Below are 17,610 nucleotides of genomic sequence, written 5' to 3' on the forward strand. Positions count from 1 at the left end.
GAATAACAGGAGCAACAGGTCCAACAGGAGCGACGGGAGTAACAGGTCCAACAGGAGCGACGGGAGCAACAGGAGCGACGGGAATAACGGGAGCAACAGGAGCGACGGGAATAACAGGTTCAACGGGTCCGACGGGAGCAACAGGAATAACAGGTTCAGCAGGTCCAACAGGAGACACGGGGGCAACTGGCACAAGTATAACGGCAACATACGCTTTTGCAAATAATACGTCGGGAACAGCGATATCGGTACTTCTTGGTGGAACGAATGTCCCGCTTCCGAATAATCAAAATATTGGTCCAGGTATTACTGTTTCTGGGGGGAATACAGTATTTACGGCTGCAAATGCGGGGAATTATTATATTTCATATACGATTAATATAACGGCTTCATTATTAGTCAGTTCGCGGATTACAATTAATGGTGCACCTCTTGCTGGAACGATCAATTCTCCTGCGTTAGCAACTACATCATTTAGTGCAACAATTATTACGACTCTTGCGGCTGGAAGTGCCATTAGTTTGCAACTATTTGGTTTGGTAGCTGTTGCAACGTTATCAACAACTACACCAGGAGCTGTGTTAACGATAATAAGGTTAAGCTAAATAATAACTCTCTTATTCTTTTAAGATTAGGAGAGTTTATACATATAATAAGAAGTTAATGGAGTGAAGCATAGTTATATAAAAGTCAGAATATTATGATTGTAACGTTATGGCGACTATAATATAATGAAACCAACCATCATGAATGAACATTCATTTATTTTTATGTATTTGAAGGGGGAATGAAGGTGGAAAAACCATGGTTGAAAAGTTATCCAGGAGAAATTCCAAGTACGATTTCTTATGATATTCAGCCGCTTCATGGATATGTGGAACAGGTGGCTTCACGCTATCCAGAAAAGAAAGCGCTTCACTTTTTAGGGAAGGATATTACATTTTCAGACTTCCACGATAAGGTGAAGAGGTTTGCAAATTATCTTCAAAAACTCGGTGTGGAAAAGGGTGATCGAGTTGCTATTATGTTGCCGAACTGTCCGCAATCTGTAATTGGTTATTATGGTACATTACTTGCGGGAGGTATCGTAGTACAAACAAATCCACTATATACAGAAAGAGAATTAGAATACCAGCTTCATGACTCGGGAGCAAAAGTAATTCTTTGTCTCGATTTAGTGTTTCCAAGAGTAACGAATGTTCAATCTGCTACAAAAATTGAACATATTATCGTAACTCAGATTGCGGACTTTTTACCCTTCCCTAAAAATTTACTTTATCCATTTGTACAAAAAAAGCAGGCAAATCTTGTTGTGAATGTGTCGGAAAGCGAAACGATTCATCTATGGAAATCAGTAGAACGAGAAAGTAATGTTAATGTTGAAGTGCCTTGTGATCCTGAAAATGATCTAGCTCTTTTACAGTACACTGGAGGAACAACTGGATTTCCGAAAGGCGTTATGTTGACGCATAAAAACCTTGTTTCGAACACTTTAATGGGAGCTCATTGGCTATATAATTGTAAAGAAGGGGAAGAAGTAATTCTTGGTGTCCTTCCGTTCTTTCATGTGTATGGGATGACAGCTGTAATGAATTTAAGTATTATGCAAGGATATAAAATGGTGCTGATTCCGAAGTTTGATATGAAAATGGTTTTTGAAGCGATAAAAAAACATAAAGTCACACTATTTCCAGGGGCACCGACCATTTATATTGCTCTATTAAATAGTCCCCTCTTAAAAGAATATGATATTTCTTCTATTCAAGCTTGTATTAGTGGATCTGCCCCGCTTCCTGTAGAAGTACAGGAAGAGTTTGAGAGAGTTACAGGTGGGAAATTGGTAGAAGGTTATGGATTAACGGAGTCGTCGCCAGTTACACATGGGAATTTTTTGTGGGAAAAACGCGTGCCAGGAAGTATTGGTGTGCCGTGGCCAGATACAGAGGCAAACATTATGTCACTTGAAACTGGAGAGGCTTTACCTCCGGGTGAAATTGGTGAAATTGTTGTAAAGGGTCCTCAAATTATGAAAGGGTATTGGAATAAGCCAGAAGAAACAGCAGCTGTATTACAAGACGGATGGCTTCATACAGGGGATGTTGGTTACATGGATGAAGATGGATTTTTCTATGTGAAAGACCGTAAGAAAGATATGATTGTTGCGAGTGGATTTAATGTGTATCCTCGCGAAGTAGAAGAAGTATTATATGAGCATGAAAAAGTGCAAGAAGTAGTGACGATTGGAGTTCCCGATCCGTACCGGGGAGAGACAGTTAAAGCATTTGTTGTGTTAAAAGAAGGTGCGGAGTGTTCTGAGGAAGAATTAAACCAGTTTGCGCGTAAATATTTAGCGGCTTATAAAGTGCCGAAAGTATATGAGTTTAGAGATGAACTGCCGAAAACGACAGTCGGAAAAATTTTACGCCGTGTCCTAATAGATGAAGAGAAAAGAAAAAATGAGGATGAGCAAACGGGCTAAGGCCCTTTCTTTTTGAAAAAATAGGATTGACACTTTTCTAAATAGTCAGTATTATAAGAATATGAATGACTATTCATTCAGTCATCTTCTTGAAGGGGACAGTAAAGTGAAGAAAAATAGACCGAAATACAATCAAATTATTGATGCGGCAGTCATTGTGATTGCGGAGAATGGGTACCACCAAGCGCAAGTTTCTAAAATAGCAAAGCAAGCTGGGGTAGCTGATGGCACGATTTATTTATATTTTAAAAATAAAGAAGATATATTAATATCCTTATTCCAAGAGAAGATGGGAGATTTTGTCGAAACAATTCGTCAAAAAACAGCAGGAATTGAAAGCGCTGTATCGAAGTTATTCATGTTGGTAGAAACGCACTTCTTGCTGTTATCACAAAATGATCCTCTTGCTATCGTTACGCAATTAGAGCTAAGACAGTCCAATCAAGACTTACGCCTAAAAATAAATGAAGTATTAAAAGGCTACTTACAAGTTATGGATGAGATTTTAGAGACAGGTATAAGGCAAGGTGAATTCCAAGCGGATTTAAATGTTCGCGTGGCAAGACAAATGATCTTTGGAACAGTAGATGAAGTTGTGACCAATTGGGTAATGAGCGATCATAAGTATGATCTGGTCGCACTTTCAAAAACGGTACATGGGCTACTTATTGCAGCTTGTGGTTATCGTCAATAATGGGAGGGATCATGTTGAAATTCCTATCTGTAAGAGTTGAAGATCATATCGCGGTGGCGACGTTAAATCATGCGCCGGCAAACGCGATGTCTTCACAAGTTATGCATGACGTTACTGAATTAATTGATCAAGTGGAGAAGGATGATAACATTCGTGTTGTTGTTATTCACGGTGAAGGGCGCTTCTTCTCGGCGGGAGCAGATATTAAAGAATTTACATCTGTTACTGAAGCGAAGCAAGCGACAGAATTAGCGCAGCTTGGACAAGTTACGTTTGAGCGTGTTGAAAAATGTTCAAAACCAGTTATCGCGGCAATTCATGGAGCGGCACTTGGCGGCGGCCTTGAGTTTGCTATGTCTTGCCACATGCGCTTTGCAACTGAAAGTGCAAAACTTGGTTTACCTGAATTAACACTTGGATTAATTCCTGGATTTGCAGGTACACAGCGATTACCACGTTATGTTGGGAAAGCGAAAGCTTGTGAAATGATGTTAACAAGTACACCGATTACTGGTGCAGAAGCATTAAAATGGGGACTTGTTAACGGAGTTTTTGCTGAAGAAACATTTTTAGATGATACGCTTAAAGTTGCAAAACAGATTGCTGGAAAAAGCCCAGCGACGACTCGTGCTGTACTAGAGTTATTGCAAACGACGAAATCGTCTCATTATTATGAAGGTGTACAACGCGAAGCTCAAATCTTTGGTGAAGTATTTACGGGTGAAGATGGAAGAGAAGGTGTAGCAGCGTTTTTAGAAAAACGTAAGCCTTCATTTAGTGGCAGGTAGTTCAATTATTTTTTTAATATAAATTAACAGAAAATTAAAATTGATAGAATCTTTCTGAAAAACAAGGGGGTAAATGGAATGAACATCTACGTACTCATGAAACGAACATTTGATACAGAAGAAAAAATCGTAATTAAAAACGGTGCAATTTACGATGGCGAAGCGGAATTCATCATCAACCCTTACGACGAATATGCGATTGAAGAAGCAATTCAAGTAAGAGACGCACAAGGTGGCGAAGTTACTGTTGTAACAGTCGGTGGCGAAGATAGTGAGAAAGAACTTCGTACGGCATTAGCGATGGGCTGCGATAAAGCTGTATTAATTAATATTGAAGATGATGTGGAAAATGGTGACCAGTTCACGACAGCAAAAGTACTTGCTGAATATTTAAAAGATAAAGATGTAGATTTAATTTTAGGCGGGAACGTTGCAATTGATGGTGCATCTGGACAAGTTGGTCCACGCGTAGCAGAAGCGTTAAATATTCCGTACGTAACGACAATTACAAAACTTGAAATTGACGGTACAAACGTGAAGATTGAGCGTGATGTTGAAGGTGATACGGAAGTGATTGAAACTTCATTACCAGTTTTAGTAACAGCACAACAAGGTTTAAATGAACCTCGTTATCCATCGCTTCCAGGTATTATGAAAGCGAAGAAAAAGCCACTAGAAGAAGTAGAATTAGATGATTTAGATTTAGAAGAAGATGATGTGGAAGCAAAGACAAAAACAATTGAAATCTATTTGCCTCCTAAGAAAGATGCAGGAAAAGTGTTACAAGGCGAGCTGCAAGATCAAGTAAAAGAACTTGTATCGTTGCTCCATACAGAAGCGAAAGTAATCTAATAAAATACGAAATTATATATGCAGGAGGGAAAATCTATGGCTCGTAAAGTATTAGTAATGGGTGAAGTTCGTGATGGATCGCTACGTAACGTTTCGTTTGAAGCGGTAGCAGCAGCAAAAACAATTGCAGAAGGCGGTGAAGTAGTAGGTCTTCTAGTTGGAGACAGCGTTGCCTCTTTTGCAAATGAATTGATTCATTACGGTGCAGATCGCGTTGTGACAGTTGAAAATGATAAATTAAAATCATATACATCTGATGGTTATGCACAAGCATTTTCAGCTGTATATGCTGAAGAAAAGCCAGAAGGTATTGTATTTGGACATACAGCACTGGGTAAAGATTTATCACCAAAATTAGCAGCGAAGCTTGAAGCTGGTCTAGTTTCTGACGTAACTGCTTTAGATGTTGAAGGTGGAAATGTTATCTTTACTCGTCCGATTTACTCTGGTAAAGCGTTTGAGAAGAAGATTGTAACAGACGGTATCTTATTTGCGACAGTGCGTCCAAATAACATTGCGACGCTTGAAAAAGATGAGTCTCGCAGTGGTGACGTGTCTTCTATTACAGTAGATGTGAAAGATTTACGTACAATTATTCAAGATGTCGTCCGTAAGACGGCAGAAGGTGTTGACCTTTCTGAAGCGAAAGTTATTATCGCTGGTGGACGCGGTGTGAAGAGTGAAGAAGGATTCAAGCCATTAAAAGAGTTAGCTGACGTATTAGGCGGCGCTGTTGGAGCATCTCGTGGTGCTTGTGACGCTGAGTATTGCGATTACTCATTACAAATTGGTCAAACTGGTAAAGTTGTTACGCCAGACTTATACATTGCATGCGGTATTTCTGGTGCGATTCAGCATTTAGCTGGTATGTCTAACTCAAAAATAATCGTTGCGATTAATAAAGACCCAGAAGCAAGTATCTTTAAAGTAGCTGACTATGGTATTGTTGGCGATCTATTTGAAGTCTTACCTCTTTTAACAGAAGAGTTTAAAAAGTTAAAAGTACATTCATGATTTGAGTACCCTTGAGTTCCAAGTGAAGTACCCCTATATATAGAAAAGGTGAGAGATCCCCTGTCTCTCATCTTTTTAGTATTTAATCCGTATTTTTATATAGTATAAAGGAACACTTTTTTGTTACAATACATAACGATACATATTATTCGCCACGTATATAAGTTAATGATATACTCTTGGTAGAATATACTTGAAGGAGGAAATAAAATGGCAATTGTAAATGCAAATGACCAAAGCTTCGCAGCTGAAACTAGCGAAGGTGTTGTATTATTAGATTTCTGGGCACCTTGGTGTGGACCTTGTAAAATGATCGCTCCTGTATTAGAGGAAATTGATGCAGAACTAGGCGAAAAAGTAAAAGTAGTAAAAGTAGACGTGGATGAAAACCAAGAAACTGCTCGTCAATTCGAAGTAATGAGCATTCCAGCTCTTTTCGTATTAAAAGACGGTAAAGTAGTTGATCAAGCGTTAGGTTACAAACCGAAAGAAGCGTTAGTAGAATTAGTTTCTAAACACTTCTAAAATAAAGGGCTACCATTTGGTAGCCTTTTTTATTTTCCTTTTTTACACCTTTCCGTTACAATAAAGGAACGTATGTTGGGTGTTTTGGCATAGTATGTTTTCATGTGAAAATAAAGATGCTAAGCATGTAGAAATGGAGGGTAACGAGTGCACGAACATTTAAAAGAAAAATTGGCTATTTTACCAGATCAACCTGGTTGTTATTTAATGAAAGATAAGCAAGGAACGGTTATATATGTCGGAAAGGCAAAAGTGCTTAAAAATCGTGTGCGCTCGTACTTTACTGGTTCGCATGATGGAAAAACACTGCGGCTTGTAGGAGAAATTGTAGATTTTGAATATATTGTAACCTCCTCAAATCTAGAGGCTCTCATTTTAGAGTTAAACTTAATAAAAAAACATGATCCAAAATATAATATTCAATTAAAAGATGATAAAACATATCCTTTTATTAAAATTACAGCTGAGAAACAGCCGCGATTACTTATTACGCGAAATGTAAAAAAGGATAAGGGAAAGTATTTTGGTCCTTATCCGAATGCACAATCAGCTCATGAAACGAAAAAGCTGCTAGATCGTATGTATCCGCTTCGTAAGTGCTCAAATATGCCAGATAAAGTTTGTTTATATTATCATATGGGTCAATGTTTAGCGCCTTGTGTGAAAGAAGTGACGGAAGAACAAAACAAAGAAATTGTAGATGAAATTATTAAGTTTCTAAATGGTGGGCATAAAGAAGTTCGTTCAGAATTAGAAACAAAGATGTATGAAGCTTCAGAGAAACTAGAATTTGAACGTGCAAAAGAGTTGCGGGATCAAATTGCTCATATCGATGCGATTATGGAAAAACAAAAGATGATTATGAGTGACTTAGTGGATCGTGATGTGTTTGGGTATGCAGTTGATAAAGGATGGATGTGTGTTCAAGTTTTCTTCGTTCGAAAAGGAAAGCTAATTGAACGTGATGTTTCTATGTTTCCAATCTACGATGAACCAGAAGAGGGATTTTTAACGTTTATCGGTCAATTTTATGAGAACAGCAGTCATTTTAAGCCGAAGGAAATTGTCGTTCCAGGAAGTATAGACTCAGATTTAGTAGAGCGCTTTTTAGAAGTTGAAGCGACACAGCCGAAACGTGGTAAGAAAAAAGATCTTGTAGAATTAGCAAATAAAAATGCGAAGATTGCTCTTGAAGAGAAATTCTACTTAATTGAACGTGATGAAGAGCGAACGATTAAGGCGGTAGATCATTTAGGGAAGCAGCTCGGGATTGAAACACCTTATCGTATTGAGGCGTTTGATAACTCAAATATTCAAGGGACAAATCCTGTTTCTGCAATGATTGCTTTTATCGATGGGAAACCAGCTAAAAAAGAATATAGGAAATATAAAATTAAAACGGTTCAAGGACCAGATGATTATGAGTCTATGAGAGAAGTTGTGAGACGCCGTTATACAAGGGCGCTGAAAGAGAGTTTGCCTTTACCAGATTTAATCATTATTGATGGTGGAAAAGGGCATCTGGCAGCTGTAAGTGATGTTCTAGAAAACGAACTCGGTTTATATATTCCGATGGCAGGGCTTGTAAAAGATGACAAACATAAAACTTCCCATTTAATTATTGGAGATCCACCTGAACCTGTGATGCTTGAGCGAAATAGCCAAGAATTTTATTTATTGCAGCGCATTCAAGATGAAGTGCATCGATTTGCGATTACATTCCATCGTCAATTACACGGGAAATCTGTCATTCAATCAGCACTGGATGATATTCCTGGAATTGGAGATAAACGAAAAAAGATATTGTTGAAACATTTTGGGTCGCTAAAAAAGATGAAAGAAGCTTCTGTAACGGAATTTGTCGAAGCGGGTATGCCGAAAAATGTCGCAGAGACGATTTATACTTATTTAGCGGATAAGAAGACGTTGTAGTTTACAACGTCTTCTATTTTTTGGTATAATTTCTGAAGATTTAAAATAAACCTAACTGAATGAAAATACAAAAAAGTCAACTAAACTTATATGTCTAGTTGACTGTAGGTAATGCTACACTTCAATGAGATCTTTTATATCCCATTTCACAAGAAATGTAATAGAGTCTGAACGTTTTTTCTTTTCTTCATAGGACTCTGCAACTACGTTTCGTTGCTTTTGAATTTGTTCAGCGATGAATCCAGCTTCTAATTGATAAGAAGAATGTCTGTTTTGTTTTTGACGTTCAGCGATGAGTGTGCCTTTAAGTTGGAACTGCATTTCACGACGCTTATGTTCAATAATGCTTAAAGTGCCCCAGCCAGCTTTTTCAAAGAACTGAATGACTTCTTCAATTGTTTCTAGTGGATATTTTCTTGCAAGGTTTCTACCAGACCAGTATAAAATACCATCTAAATCGTTACCGATTAAATCAGGTAGTAATTCTTCACGTAGCAATTCATAAGCGAAGGCGTTCAATGAAACATCTTCTAAAGATGTTGTATCGATTGTATTTTTACTCACAATATTCCCCTCTTTCTATAGGGATTATTATATAACATTTCTCATTTATAAAAACAGATTTTTCTTTGGGAAAATCTGAATATATAAGAAGGGAAAAAGAATTGGCAAATTATATGCAAATTATGTATACGTTTTCTTGACGCTTCGACAAAAATAGGGGTAAAATGAACTTGTTATCAAATTATGCTGAAATATTTCGAATAATTTTTTCAGTTTTTCTTATGCCAATAGTGAAAAAACATTATTGTTGTAAATTAATCTGAAAACAGCAGTCAAACATTCAAGGGGGTAATGGGGACATGAAAGGCCGCGAGTATACGTTTCGTAAGTGGCACTCATTAATGGGGGTCATCCCGGTTGGTGTCTTTTTGACGCAACATCTAATTGTAAACAACTTTGCAACAAGAGGAGCAGAGGCTTTTAACAAAGCTGCAGGCTTTATGGAGCTCCTTCCATTCCGGTATGCGCTAGAGATTTTCATCATCTTTTTACCGATACTGTACCATGCTATATATGGCTTATATATTGCATTTACAGCTAAGAACAATGCGGTTTCTTACGGTTATTTCCGTAACTGGATGTTCGTCTTCCAAAGAATTTCAGGTATCGTTACACTGATTTTCATTTCTTGGCACGTCTGGGAAACTCGTATTCAAGCAATGCTAGGTAAAGAGGTAAACTATGATATGATGGCAGATATTTTAAACAATCCAGCTATGTTTGCATTCTACTTAGTTGGTGTTGTTTCAACAATTTTCCACTTTGCAAATGGACTATGGACATTCTGCATAAGCTGGGGAATTACAGTATCTCCACGTTCACAAAGAATCTCTACTTATGTAACATTAGCTATTTTCTTAGGTCTATCTTATGTAGGTGTGAGTGCATTATTAGCGTTCATCGATCCACAGCTAGCAAACCAGTAAGGAGTGGGAGAGCATGAAAGGGAAACTTATAGTAGTCGGCGGTGGCTTGGCCGGCTTAATGGCAACGATTAAAGCGGCGGAAGCAGGAGTAAATGTTGAACTATTTTCTTTAGTACCAGTAAAACGTTCACATTCTGTATGTGCCCAAGGTGGAATTAACGGTGCCGTAAATACGAAAGGTGAAGGGGATTCTCCATGGATCCACTTTGACGATACAATTTATGGTGGGGACTTCTTAGCGAACCAACCGCCAGTTAAAGCAATGTGTGAAGCAGCACCTGGTATCATTCATTTAATGGACCGTATGGGTGTTATGTTCAACCGTACGGAAGAAGGGCTTCTTGATTTCCGTCGTTTTGGTGGAACACAACATCACCGTACAGCATTTGCTGGTGCAACAACTGGACAGCAATTACTATACGCATTAGATGAGCAAGTACGTCGTCACGAAGTAGCAGGACTTGTAACGAAATATGAAGGTTGGGATTTCTTACGAGCTGTTGTTGATGACGAAGGTGTGTGCCGAGGAATCGTTGCACAAGACTTACAAACAATGGAGATTAAAAGTTTCCAAGCTGATGCCGTGATTATGGCAACAGGGGGCCCTGGTATCATCTTTGGGAAATCAACTAACTCTATTATTAATACAGGTACAGCAGCTTCTGCTGTATATCAACAAGGCGCATATTATGCAAACGGCGAGTTCATTCAAATTCATCCAACGGCAATTCCTGGAGACGATAAATTACGTCTTATGAGTGAATCGGCACGTGGTGAAGGTGGCCGTGTTTGGACATATAAAGATGGTAAACCATGGTACTTCCTAGAAGAAAAATATCCGGCTTACGGAAACCTTGTACCTCGTGATATTGCAACGCGTGAAATCTTTGACGTTTGCGTAGAGCAAAAACTAGGTATTAACGGTGAAAACATGGTGTACTTAGATCTTTCTCATAAAGATCCGAAAGAACTAGATATTAAACTTGGTGGAATTATTGAAATCTATGAGAAGTTTACAGGTGATGATCCTCGTAAACTACCAATGAAAATCTTCCCAGCAGTTCACTATTCAATGGGCGGACTATGGGTTGATTATAAGCAGATGACAAGTATTCCAGGTTTATTTGCAGCAGGTGAGTGTGATTATTCTATGCACGGTGGTAACCGCCTTGGTGCGAACTCACTATTATCAGCAATTTACGGTGGTATGGTAGCAGGACCGAACGCGATTGAGTATATGAAAGGTCTTTCTAAATCGTCTGATGCTGTTTCATCTACTGTATATGAGCAAAATGAATTAATCGAAACAGAGAAATTTAACAATATTTTAACGCTTGATGGTAACGAAAATGCATATGTTCTTCATAAAGAGCTTGGAGAATGGATGACAGATAACGTTACAGTAGTTCGTGAAAATAAAAAGCTACTAGAAACTGATGCGAAAATTGAAGAGTTAATGGCGCGTTACAAACGCATTAACATTAACGATACAGCGAGATGGAGTAACCAAGGTGCTTCATTTACACGCCAACTTGCAAATATGTTTGAGTTAGCACGTGTTATTACAATTGGCGCATATAACCGTAATGAGAGCCGCGGGGCGCATTACAAACCTGAATTCCCAAATCGTGATGATGCAAACTTCTTAAAAACTACGATGGCGAAATTTGAAGGAGAAGGAAATGCACCAGCATTCCATTACGAAGAAGTGGATGTTTCATTAATTAAACCACGTAAACGTGACTATTCCTCAAAACATGATGTAGCTGCTAAGGGTGAAGAGAAGGGGGATAAGCAACATGTCTGAGAAAACAATCCGCCTCATCATTACGAGACAAGATGGACCAGACGCTCAAGCGTTTGACCAAGAGTTTGAAATTCCATATCGTCCAAATATGAACATTATTTCGGCACTGATGGAAATTCGTCGTAATCCTGTTGATTCAAAAGGAAACCAAACGACTCCGATTGCATGGGATATGAACTGTTTAGAGGAAGTATGTGGCGCATGTTCGATGGTGATTAACGGAAAACCACGTCAATCATGTACAGCTCTTATTGATCAGTTAGAACAACCAATTCGCTTAAAGCCGATGAAGACATTCCCAGTTGTACGTGACTTACAAGTTGACCGTAGTCGCATGTTTAACGCTCTAAAACGCGTTAAAGCTTGGATTCCAATTGATGGTACGTATGACTTAGGACCAGGACCAAGAATGCCTGAGAAGAAACGTCAATGGGCTTATGAGCTTTCAAAATGTATGACATGTGGTGTTTGCTTAGAATCATGTCCAAACGTAAATAGTAAATCTGACTTTATTGGACCAGCACCGTTATCACAAGCTCGTTTATTCAACTCACATCCAACGGGTGAAATGCATAAAGCAGATCGCTTACGTGCAATTATGGGAGATGGAGGACTTGCAAACTGTGGTAACTCTCAAAACTGTGTGCAATCATGTCCGAAGGGTATTCCATTAACAACTTCAATTGCGGCATTAAACCGTGATACAACAATTCAATCGTTTAAAGATTTCTTTGGTAGCGACAATAACTATTAATAAATATTGCCTCTTCATGTTGAAGAGGCAATATTTATAACTTTATTTTTCTGTTTATTCTGTTTATTTTGAAGGCGAAAAGGAGAGGAAACAATGAAGAGGATTTCTTATATTGAGGACTTTGAGCGATGGGAAAGTGGTTTTTCATTTTACAATCCTGTAAAAGTTCGTTTTGGTGAAGTAGATATGTTTGGGCATGTAAATAATGTCGTTGCCTTTACCTATTTTGAAGAAGCACGTATCGCATTGTTTAAAGAACTTGGATTTATGCAAGAATGGACGCATGAATCTTCAGAAACGATGATCGTTGTTGCAGATTTACAATGTAATTTTATTAAGCAAATATATTTTGATGAACAGTTGAAGGTGTATGTAAAAGCGGGATCGGTTGGGAATTCTTCTTTAGATTTGCATTACATGGTGAAGAATGCAGAAGGAGAAGCATGTTTAGTCGGCCGTGGAATGATGGTTCAAGCATCGAAAAAAACGGGAAAAGGCGAACCGTGGCCTGAAGAATGGAAGAAAAAATTACTACAATGATAGAGTGAAAGAAAAATAAGAGAGCAATTTGCTCTCTTATTTTTTGTCTTTCATTGCTTCTTCTAATGTTAAATGATGTTTATATATGTATGTAGCGTATGGATTACCAACGTAGCGCAAATGCCACGGTTCATATGAATATTCTGTTGTTTCTGTTTTATCTTCTAAATAACGAATTACAAAGCCAAATTCATGGGCATGTTTTGCAACCCATTTTCCTTCGGCTGTCTCTCCAAAAATAGGTTCTAATTGGAATTTAGCAGATTTTGAACTAATATCCATTGCTAAACCAGTTTGATGTTCACTCGTACCAGGAATGGCACTTACTGAATCAGCTTCAGCTTTTCCTTGACGTCTAACGTATGTATCATGTAATGATTTTTGGCGTTTGTATGAACGATAACCAGATACAGCTGTAAGTTCAAGTCCTTCTTTCTTTGCCGCTTCAAACATATTTTCAAGCGCATCTGCAGCATCTTTACGCAGCAATGTTTTTTCTTTATCTTTTGGACTAGTAAATGGTACGTTTGGTCTTGCTAAGTCTTCAGGTATGTATCCGTCTGGTAGTTTTCGATGTTTATTAACTAAGACAAGATTAGACTCTGGATTTGTTACAACGGAAAAATCATTTTCTAGCTTCTTTGCAGTATGATCAGCTTTTGGAAAAGCAGGAATCTCTTCTTTTTGGTGATTACTATGCTGTTGACTTTCGACAGCTTTCGCCTCATTTTGTAGTGGTGATTTAGAACTAAAGTAAGCGAAAGAAGTGATACCGATTACAATAGTAGTGGCAGAAATAATGATTATCTTTTTCATGATACCTTGTAATCACAGTCCTTTCTTAATAAAATATGTATCGTTTTTTATTATAAGTCTAGTTTACTGAAAAAGAAATATAAGAGTCGTAACGTAATAGAAATGCAAAGAAAATGTCAGAAAATGTGTGAAATTGTAGTATTTTTTCATTTAATTCATTTCTTATCTTTCATGAAATGAATTTTTTATGTAATATATATACATAAGAAGATGTAGCGATTATCGAGAATAAAGAACTTCTTGTATAGACTAGGAGTGAATGGGAATGGATTTTGCAACAATTATTGGACTTATTTTAGGATTTGTAGCGGTAGTAGTAGGGATGGTCGTCAAGGGCGCTGACATAAATGCCTTATTGAATCCTGCCGCAGCATTAATTATTTTTATCGGTACATTTGCTGCAGTATGTATAGCATTTCCGATGAATCAACTAAAAAGGGTTCCAAAATTATTTAAAGTTCTTTTTGGTTCAAATAAAAAGGATTTAAGTTATGAACAGTTGCTAGAATTATTTGTTCATTGGACATCAGAAAGTAGAAAATACGGTATTTTGTCTTTAGAGCAACAATTAGACAAAATTCAAGATGAATTTCTTTTGCGTGGTATGAAATTTGTGATTGATGGCGTATCCGCAGAAGATCTAGAACAGATTTTAGAAGCTGAATTAGAAGCAATTGAAGAAAGGCATGCAAAAGGAGCGGCAATTTTTTCTCAAGCTGGTACATATGCACCGACATTAGGGGTTTTAGGTGCTGTTATTGGTCTTGTAGCTGCACTTGGCAATTTAACTGATATTGAAAAGTTAGGTCACGCTATTTCGGGTGCTTTTATTGCAACGATTTTTGGTATTTTTTCAGGCTATGTATTATGGCATCCATTTGCAAATAAACTAAAGCAAAAATCTGCAGCTGAATTAGAGAAAAAACGTTTAATTATTGATTGTTTATTAATGTTACAAGAGGGTACATATCCGTTTATTATGAAGAACCGCATTTTAGGTGCACTTTCTGCAACTGAACGTAAAAAGCTAGAAAAAGGAGCAGAAAAAAATGCGGAGTAAAAAAAATAGAAGAGGTAAAAAGAAAAAACACGAAGAACATATCGATGAAACTTGGTTAATCCCTTATTCTGATATGTTAACGTTGTTATTTGCATTGTTCATCGTTTTATTTGCAATGAGTAGTATAGATGCTGCGAAGTTCAAACAGATGGCAGTAGCATTTCGAAGCGAATTAGCAGGTGGAACAGGAAATAAAGAGTTTTTAAGTGATCAGAAGCCAAATGATGAAAAGGAATTATCAGCAAGTAGCCTTGAGGCAGAACAAGCAAAAAAACAAGAAGAAGCTAGAGAAAAAGAAAAAAAAGAAATGGATGAATTGAAAGCATTACAAAAAAAGATTGATCAATATATTAATGAGAAACAATTATCCTCTTCTTTTCAAACTAAATTAACTGAAAAGGGATTAATGGTGACAATATTAGAGAATGTGCTGTTTGATTCGGGGAAAGCAGATGTGAAGTTAGAATCACTAGGGATTGCAAAAGAGATGTCTAGCTTACTTGTTTCAGCGTCACCTCGTGAGATTACAGTATCTGGTCATACGGATAATGTCCCTATTGCCAATGCGCAGTTTGCATCGAACTGGGAATTAAGTACGCAGCGTGCAGTTAATTTTATGCAAGTATTACTCCAAAATAAAGAATTACAACCAGAAAAATTTAGTGCGATTGGTTACGGAGAATACCGTTCAATTGCTCCAAACGATACACAAGAAGGAAAGGCAAAGAATAGGCGTGTGGAAGTGTTTATCTTGCCTTTAACAGAGAAGGGAAAATAAAGAGGATGGCGAATGCCATCCTCTTTATTTTGCATCAAATGATTTTAAGTTGTCGCGACGGATTTTATCTTTTTCAGCATCTGATTTTTTGAAATCATAATCATATAAAGCGCCTTCCCAATCGCCATACATCGGATTCGGGAAAATAATAAATTTCTCACCAAATTGTTCTTTTGAATCTGCAACTGTTTGATTGCGATCTTTTACAGATTTCCCATCAAAACCAGTGAAATCAGATAAGTTATCACCGAAGAATAAGACGATATCATGTGTTTGAGAAACGAGTTCACGGCGTTTTTCTTTTCCTTTTTCTTTCGGATCTTGTAGTAATATATGTTCTTTCGTTGCTTGAGGAGCACCTACACGCTCAAGATTTTTAATTGTTGTATCTAGTTGGTTCGTTTTACGATTTGAGATGTAATAAATATCTACACCTTTAGATTCTGTATATTTTAAGAAATCAATTGCGCCTGGAAGGGCTTCAGCTTCAGCCTTATTAATCCAGTCATCCCATTTATACGGATAGCCTTTTCCTGTTTTTACGCTCATTGCTTGATGAGGACTGTTGTCTAAAACCGTTTCATCTAAATCAAGTACGATAGCAGGTTTTTTCTCTGTCCCTTTTGCAAGAGCTGCATCAAGCTTCAATTGACCGATATTGTATCCTTGGTAGTAAAGTGCTTTCGTTTCACCGGCTGTTTGATACCATAAATCAGCCATTAATTGCTGTTCTGTTAATTTTACTTTTTCTTCTTTTGCCACTGTTTTCTCTGGTGTTCCTGAACATGCTACAAGCGATGTAGATAGAACCGCTACAGATAATAAAGTGGTAATACCCCTCTTCATCTTCATATGTATCCTCCTTGATGTTAGAAAATCATCTTATATTATATATTAAAATATAAAAATTTTTTTATGAACATTTGCATATTGTCTTTTGTATATATAGTAGTATGTCCTATATTAGAAAGATGAGAAAAATAATGGAAATCATTTTGACAACTTTTATTGTCTAAATGACAATTATAATTGACAAATGACATGATATTATTTACAATTTTAACTAAATAGAACAAATGATGGATTAAGGAGATGTTACATACTAAGAGGATGAAGTGTAGTGCTATATTTTATCCTGAATAAACATAGTCTTTGAGAGAGAGTATGAATGATATTAAAGGGGAGGCTTTATACTTTGAGTTTACAAATTCAAAACTTAACGAAACTATTTGGGGAATCAAAAGCAGTGAACGGTTTGCAAATTTCGTTACCAAAAGGTGAAGTGCTAGGATTACTTGGACGAAATGGTGCAGGAAAAACAACGACAATCAAAATGCTTCTCGGATTATTAACGCCTAATGAAGGATCTATTACATGGGATGGAAAATCATTTGGGACTAGTGGGGTAACGATTGGGTATTTACCAGAAGAAAGAGGTTTATATACAAAAAGTAGAGTAATAGACCAGTTGCGATATTTTGGTAGATTAGAAGGAATGTCGAAAAAAGAAGTAGATCTTGCTATTGATCACTGGTTAGAGCGATTAGCAATACCGGAATATAAATCTAAAACGGCAGGAGAGCTTTCAAAAGGAAATCAGCAAAAAATCCAATTAATTGCTGCTCTTCTTCATAATCCTGAACTTCTCATTTTAGATGAACCATTTAGTGGACTGGATCCAGTTAATGCTGGAATGTTAGCTAGCATTATTGAAGAACAAGTACAGAGCGGAAAGACAATTATTTTATCTAGTCATCGTATGGAACAAGTAGAGGCTTTTTGCCAACATGTATGTATTTTGAAAAAAGGCGAATCAGTCGTAAAAGGCCAGTTAAGTGATATTAAAAAAGAGTACGGTTTCCGTAATTTAACGATTGAAGATACAGAAGAGAATGCGAAGGGATTAGAAGCTATTCATGTATCGTATGAAAAACAACAAGGCCTTCTTTATGTGCAAGTACAAGATGATGCAGAAGCTCTAAAGATTTTACAACAGTTGCAAGAACAAGGTGTTACCTTACGACAATTTAAAATGTTAGAGCCGACGTTAAACGAAATCTTTGTAGAGAGGGCGAAATAAC

18 protein-coding genes are annotated in these 17,610 nt (G+C 37.3%); 15 read left to right on the forward strand and 3 right to left on the reverse strand.

The features are described from left to right. The 8 genes from CER22_RS26305 to uvrC all read left to right on the forward strand — a co-directional run. The coding region (locus CER22_RS26305; RefSeq protein WP_142293572.1) for a BclA C-terminal domain-containing protein at positions 1-605 on the forward strand (605 nt) is incomplete at its 5' end. A 188-nt stretch (positions 606-793) separates the two neighbouring features. Then, complete coding sequence (locus CER22_RS26310) at positions 794-2,479, forward strand: long-chain-fatty-acid--CoA ligase (RefSeq protein WP_142293573.1); 1,686 nt, start codon at positions 794-796, stop codon at positions 2,477-2,479. Positions 2,480-2,585: 106 nt separating this feature from the next. Beyond that, positions 2,586-3,173 (forward strand): TetR/AcrR family transcriptional regulator, encoded by a 588-nt coding sequence (locus CER22_RS26315; RefSeq protein WP_088064524.1) that lies wholly within the window; start codon positions 2,586-2,588, stop codon positions 3,171-3,173. Positions 3,174-3,184: 11 nt separating this feature from the next. After that, positions 3,185-3,961 (forward strand): enoyl-CoA hydratase, encoded by a 777-nt coding sequence (locus tag CER22_RS26320; RefSeq protein WP_000911294.1) that lies wholly within the window; start codon positions 3,185-3,187, stop codon positions 3,959-3,961. A 78-nt stretch (positions 3,962-4,039) separates the two neighbouring features. Further along, positions 4,040-4,813, forward strand: coding sequence for an electron transfer flavoprotein subunit beta (etfB, locus tag CER22_RS26325; protein ID WP_001029035.1), 774 nt, complete (start codon positions 4,040-4,042; stop codon positions 4,811-4,813). A 36-nt stretch (positions 4,814-4,849) separates the two neighbouring features. Next, positions 4,850-5,827, forward strand: coding sequence for an electron transfer flavoprotein subunit alpha (gene etfA, locus CER22_RS26330; RefSeq protein WP_000101967.1), 978 nt, complete (start codon positions 4,850-4,852; stop codon positions 5,825-5,827). A 210-nt stretch (positions 5,828-6,037) separates the two neighbouring features. After that, positions 6,038-6,352: a thioredoxin gene (gene trxA, locus CER22_RS26335; protein WP_001018943.1), complete on the forward strand. Its 315-nt coding sequence runs from the start codon at positions 6,038-6,040 to the stop codon at positions 6,350-6,352. A 147-nt stretch (positions 6,353-6,499) separates the two neighbouring features. Further along, positions 6,500-8,284 (forward strand): excinuclease ABC subunit C, encoded by a 1,785-nt coding sequence (gene uvrC / locus CER22_RS26340; RefSeq protein ID WP_088064523.1) that lies wholly within the window; start codon positions 6,500-6,502, stop codon positions 8,282-8,284. Between the two features lie 114 nt (positions 8,285-8,398). On the opposite strand, the gene CER22_RS26345 is transcribed toward uvrC, so the two are convergent. Further along, complete coding sequence (locus tag CER22_RS26345; protein ID WP_000042225.1) at positions 8,399-8,848, reverse strand: YslB family protein; 450 nt, start codon at positions 8,846-8,848, stop codon at positions 8,399-8,401. Positions 8,849-9,147: 299 nt separating this feature from the next. Here CER22_RS26345 and sdhC point away from each other — a divergent pair, with 299 nt between their 5' ends. The 4 genes from sdhC to CER22_RS26365 all read left to right on the forward strand — a co-directional run bounded on the left by sdhC (position 9,148) and on the right by CER22_RS26365 (position 12,875). After that, positions 9,148-9,774, forward strand: a complete 627-nt coding sequence (gene sdhC, locus CER22_RS26350; RefSeq protein WP_000678354.1) for a succinate dehydrogenase cytochrome B558 — start codon at positions 9,148-9,150, stop codon at positions 9,772-9,774. Between the two features lie 13 nt (positions 9,775-9,787). Then, positions 9,788-11,581, forward strand: a complete 1,794-nt coding sequence (sdhA, locus tag CER22_RS26355) for a succinate dehydrogenase flavoprotein subunit (protein ID WP_000676749.1) — start codon at positions 9,788-9,790, stop codon at positions 11,579-11,581. Then, positions 11,574-12,335 (forward strand): succinate dehydrogenase iron-sulfur subunit, encoded by a 762-nt coding sequence (gene sdhB, locus CER22_RS26360; RefSeq protein WP_001291827.1) that lies wholly within the window; start codon positions 11,574-11,576, stop codon positions 12,333-12,335. The genes sdhA and sdhB overlap by 8 nt, the downstream gene beginning before the upstream one ends. A gap of 93 nt (positions 12,336-12,428) precedes the next feature. Next, a complete protein-coding gene (locus CER22_RS26365) occupies positions 12,429-12,875 on the forward strand; it encodes an acyl-CoA thioesterase (protein WP_000822749.1) in 447 nt (148 codons plus the stop codon). A gap of 36 nt (positions 12,876-12,911) precedes the next feature. Here CER22_RS26365 and CER22_RS26370 read toward each other — a convergent pair whose 3' ends face one another. After that, the gene (locus CER22_RS26370; protein WP_088610020.1) at positions 12,912-13,691 is read right to left on the reverse strand and encodes a M15 family metallopeptidase; all 780 of its coding nucleotides are present in this window, start codon (positions 13,689-13,691) and stop codon (positions 12,912-12,914) included. 265 nt (positions 13,692-13,956) lie between these two features. Here CER22_RS26370 and motA point away from each other — a divergent pair, with 265 nt between their 5' ends. Beyond that, a complete protein-coding gene (gene motA / locus CER22_RS26375) occupies positions 13,957-14,751 on the forward strand; it encodes a flagellar motor stator protein MotA (RefSeq protein WP_060488187.1) in 795 nt (264 codons plus the stop codon). Continuing rightward, the gene (gene motB / locus CER22_RS26380; protein WP_001256743.1) at positions 14,741-15,529 is read left to right on the forward strand and encodes a flagellar motor protein MotB; all 789 of its coding nucleotides are present in this window, start codon (positions 14,741-14,743) and stop codon (positions 15,527-15,529) included. Before motA ends, motB begins: the two co-directional genes overlap by 11 nt. Before the next feature lie 24 nt (positions 15,530-15,553). Here the strand turns inward: motB and CER22_RS26385 are convergent, their stop codons facing one another. Continuing rightward, positions 15,554-16,381, reverse strand: coding sequence for a 5'-nucleotidase, lipoprotein e(P4) family (locus tag CER22_RS26385; RefSeq protein ID WP_088610021.1), 828 nt, complete (start codon positions 16,379-16,381; stop codon positions 15,554-15,556). Between the two features lie 343 nt (positions 16,382-16,724). Between CER22_RS26385 and CER22_RS26390 the strand changes: the two genes are divergently transcribed. Further along, positions 16,725-17,609, forward strand: a complete 885-nt coding sequence (locus tag CER22_RS26390) for an ABC transporter ATP-binding protein (RefSeq protein ID WP_142293574.1) — start codon at positions 16,725-16,727, stop codon at positions 17,607-17,609. Position 17,610: the final 1 nt, after the last annotated feature.

This window comes from Bacillus sp. K2I17 (assembly GCF_002209985.1).
Taxonomy (GTDB): domain Bacteria; phylum Bacillota; class Bacilli; order Bacillales; family Bacillaceae_G; genus Bacillus_A; species Bacillus_A wiedmannii.

Excerpts from the sequence above, each read along its gene's own strand:
- CER22_RS26320 (WP_000911294.1), top strand. The coding sequence starts at position 3,185 with ATGTTGAAATTCCTATCTGTAAGAGTTGAAGATCATATCGCGGTGGCG.
- etfA (WP_000101967.1), top strand. The coding sequence starts at position 4,850 with ATGGCTCGTAAAGTATTAGTAATGGGTGAAGTTCGTGATGGATCGCTA.
- sdhB (WP_001291827.1), top strand. The coding sequence starts at position 11,574 with ATGTCTGAGAAAACAATCCGCCTCATCATTACGAGACAAGATGGACCA.
- CER22_RS26370 (WP_088610020.1), bottom strand. The coding sequence starts at position 13,691 with ATGAAAAAGATAATCATTATTTCTGCCACTACTATTGTAATCGGTATC.
- motA (WP_060488187.1), top strand. The coding sequence starts at position 13,957 with ATGGATTTTGCAACAATTATTGGACTTATTTTAGGATTTGTAGCGGTA.
- etfB (WP_001029035.1), top strand. The coding sequence starts at position 4,040 with ATGAACATCTACGTACTCATGAAACGAACATTTGATACAGAAGAAAAA.
- CER22_RS26385 (WP_088610021.1), bottom strand. The coding sequence starts at position 16,381 with ATGAAGATGAAGAGGGGTATTACCACTTTATTATCTGTAGCGGTTCTA.
- trxA (WP_001018943.1), top strand. The coding sequence starts at position 6,038 with ATGGCAATTGTAAATGCAAATGACCAAAGCTTCGCAGCTGAAACTAGC.
- sdhA (WP_000676749.1), top strand. The coding sequence starts at position 9,788 with ATGAAAGGGAAACTTATAGTAGTCGGCGGTGGCTTGGCCGGCTTAATG.
- CER22_RS26365 (WP_000822749.1), top strand. The coding sequence starts at position 12,429 with ATGAAGAGGATTTCTTATATTGAGGACTTTGAGCGATGGGAAAGTGGT.
- sdhC (WP_000678354.1), top strand. The coding sequence starts at position 9,148 with ATGAAAGGCCGCGAGTATACGTTTCGTAAGTGGCACTCATTAATGGGG.
- motB (WP_001256743.1), top strand. The coding sequence starts at position 14,741 with ATGCGGAGTAAAAAAAATAGAAGAGGTAAAAAGAAAAAACACGAAGAA.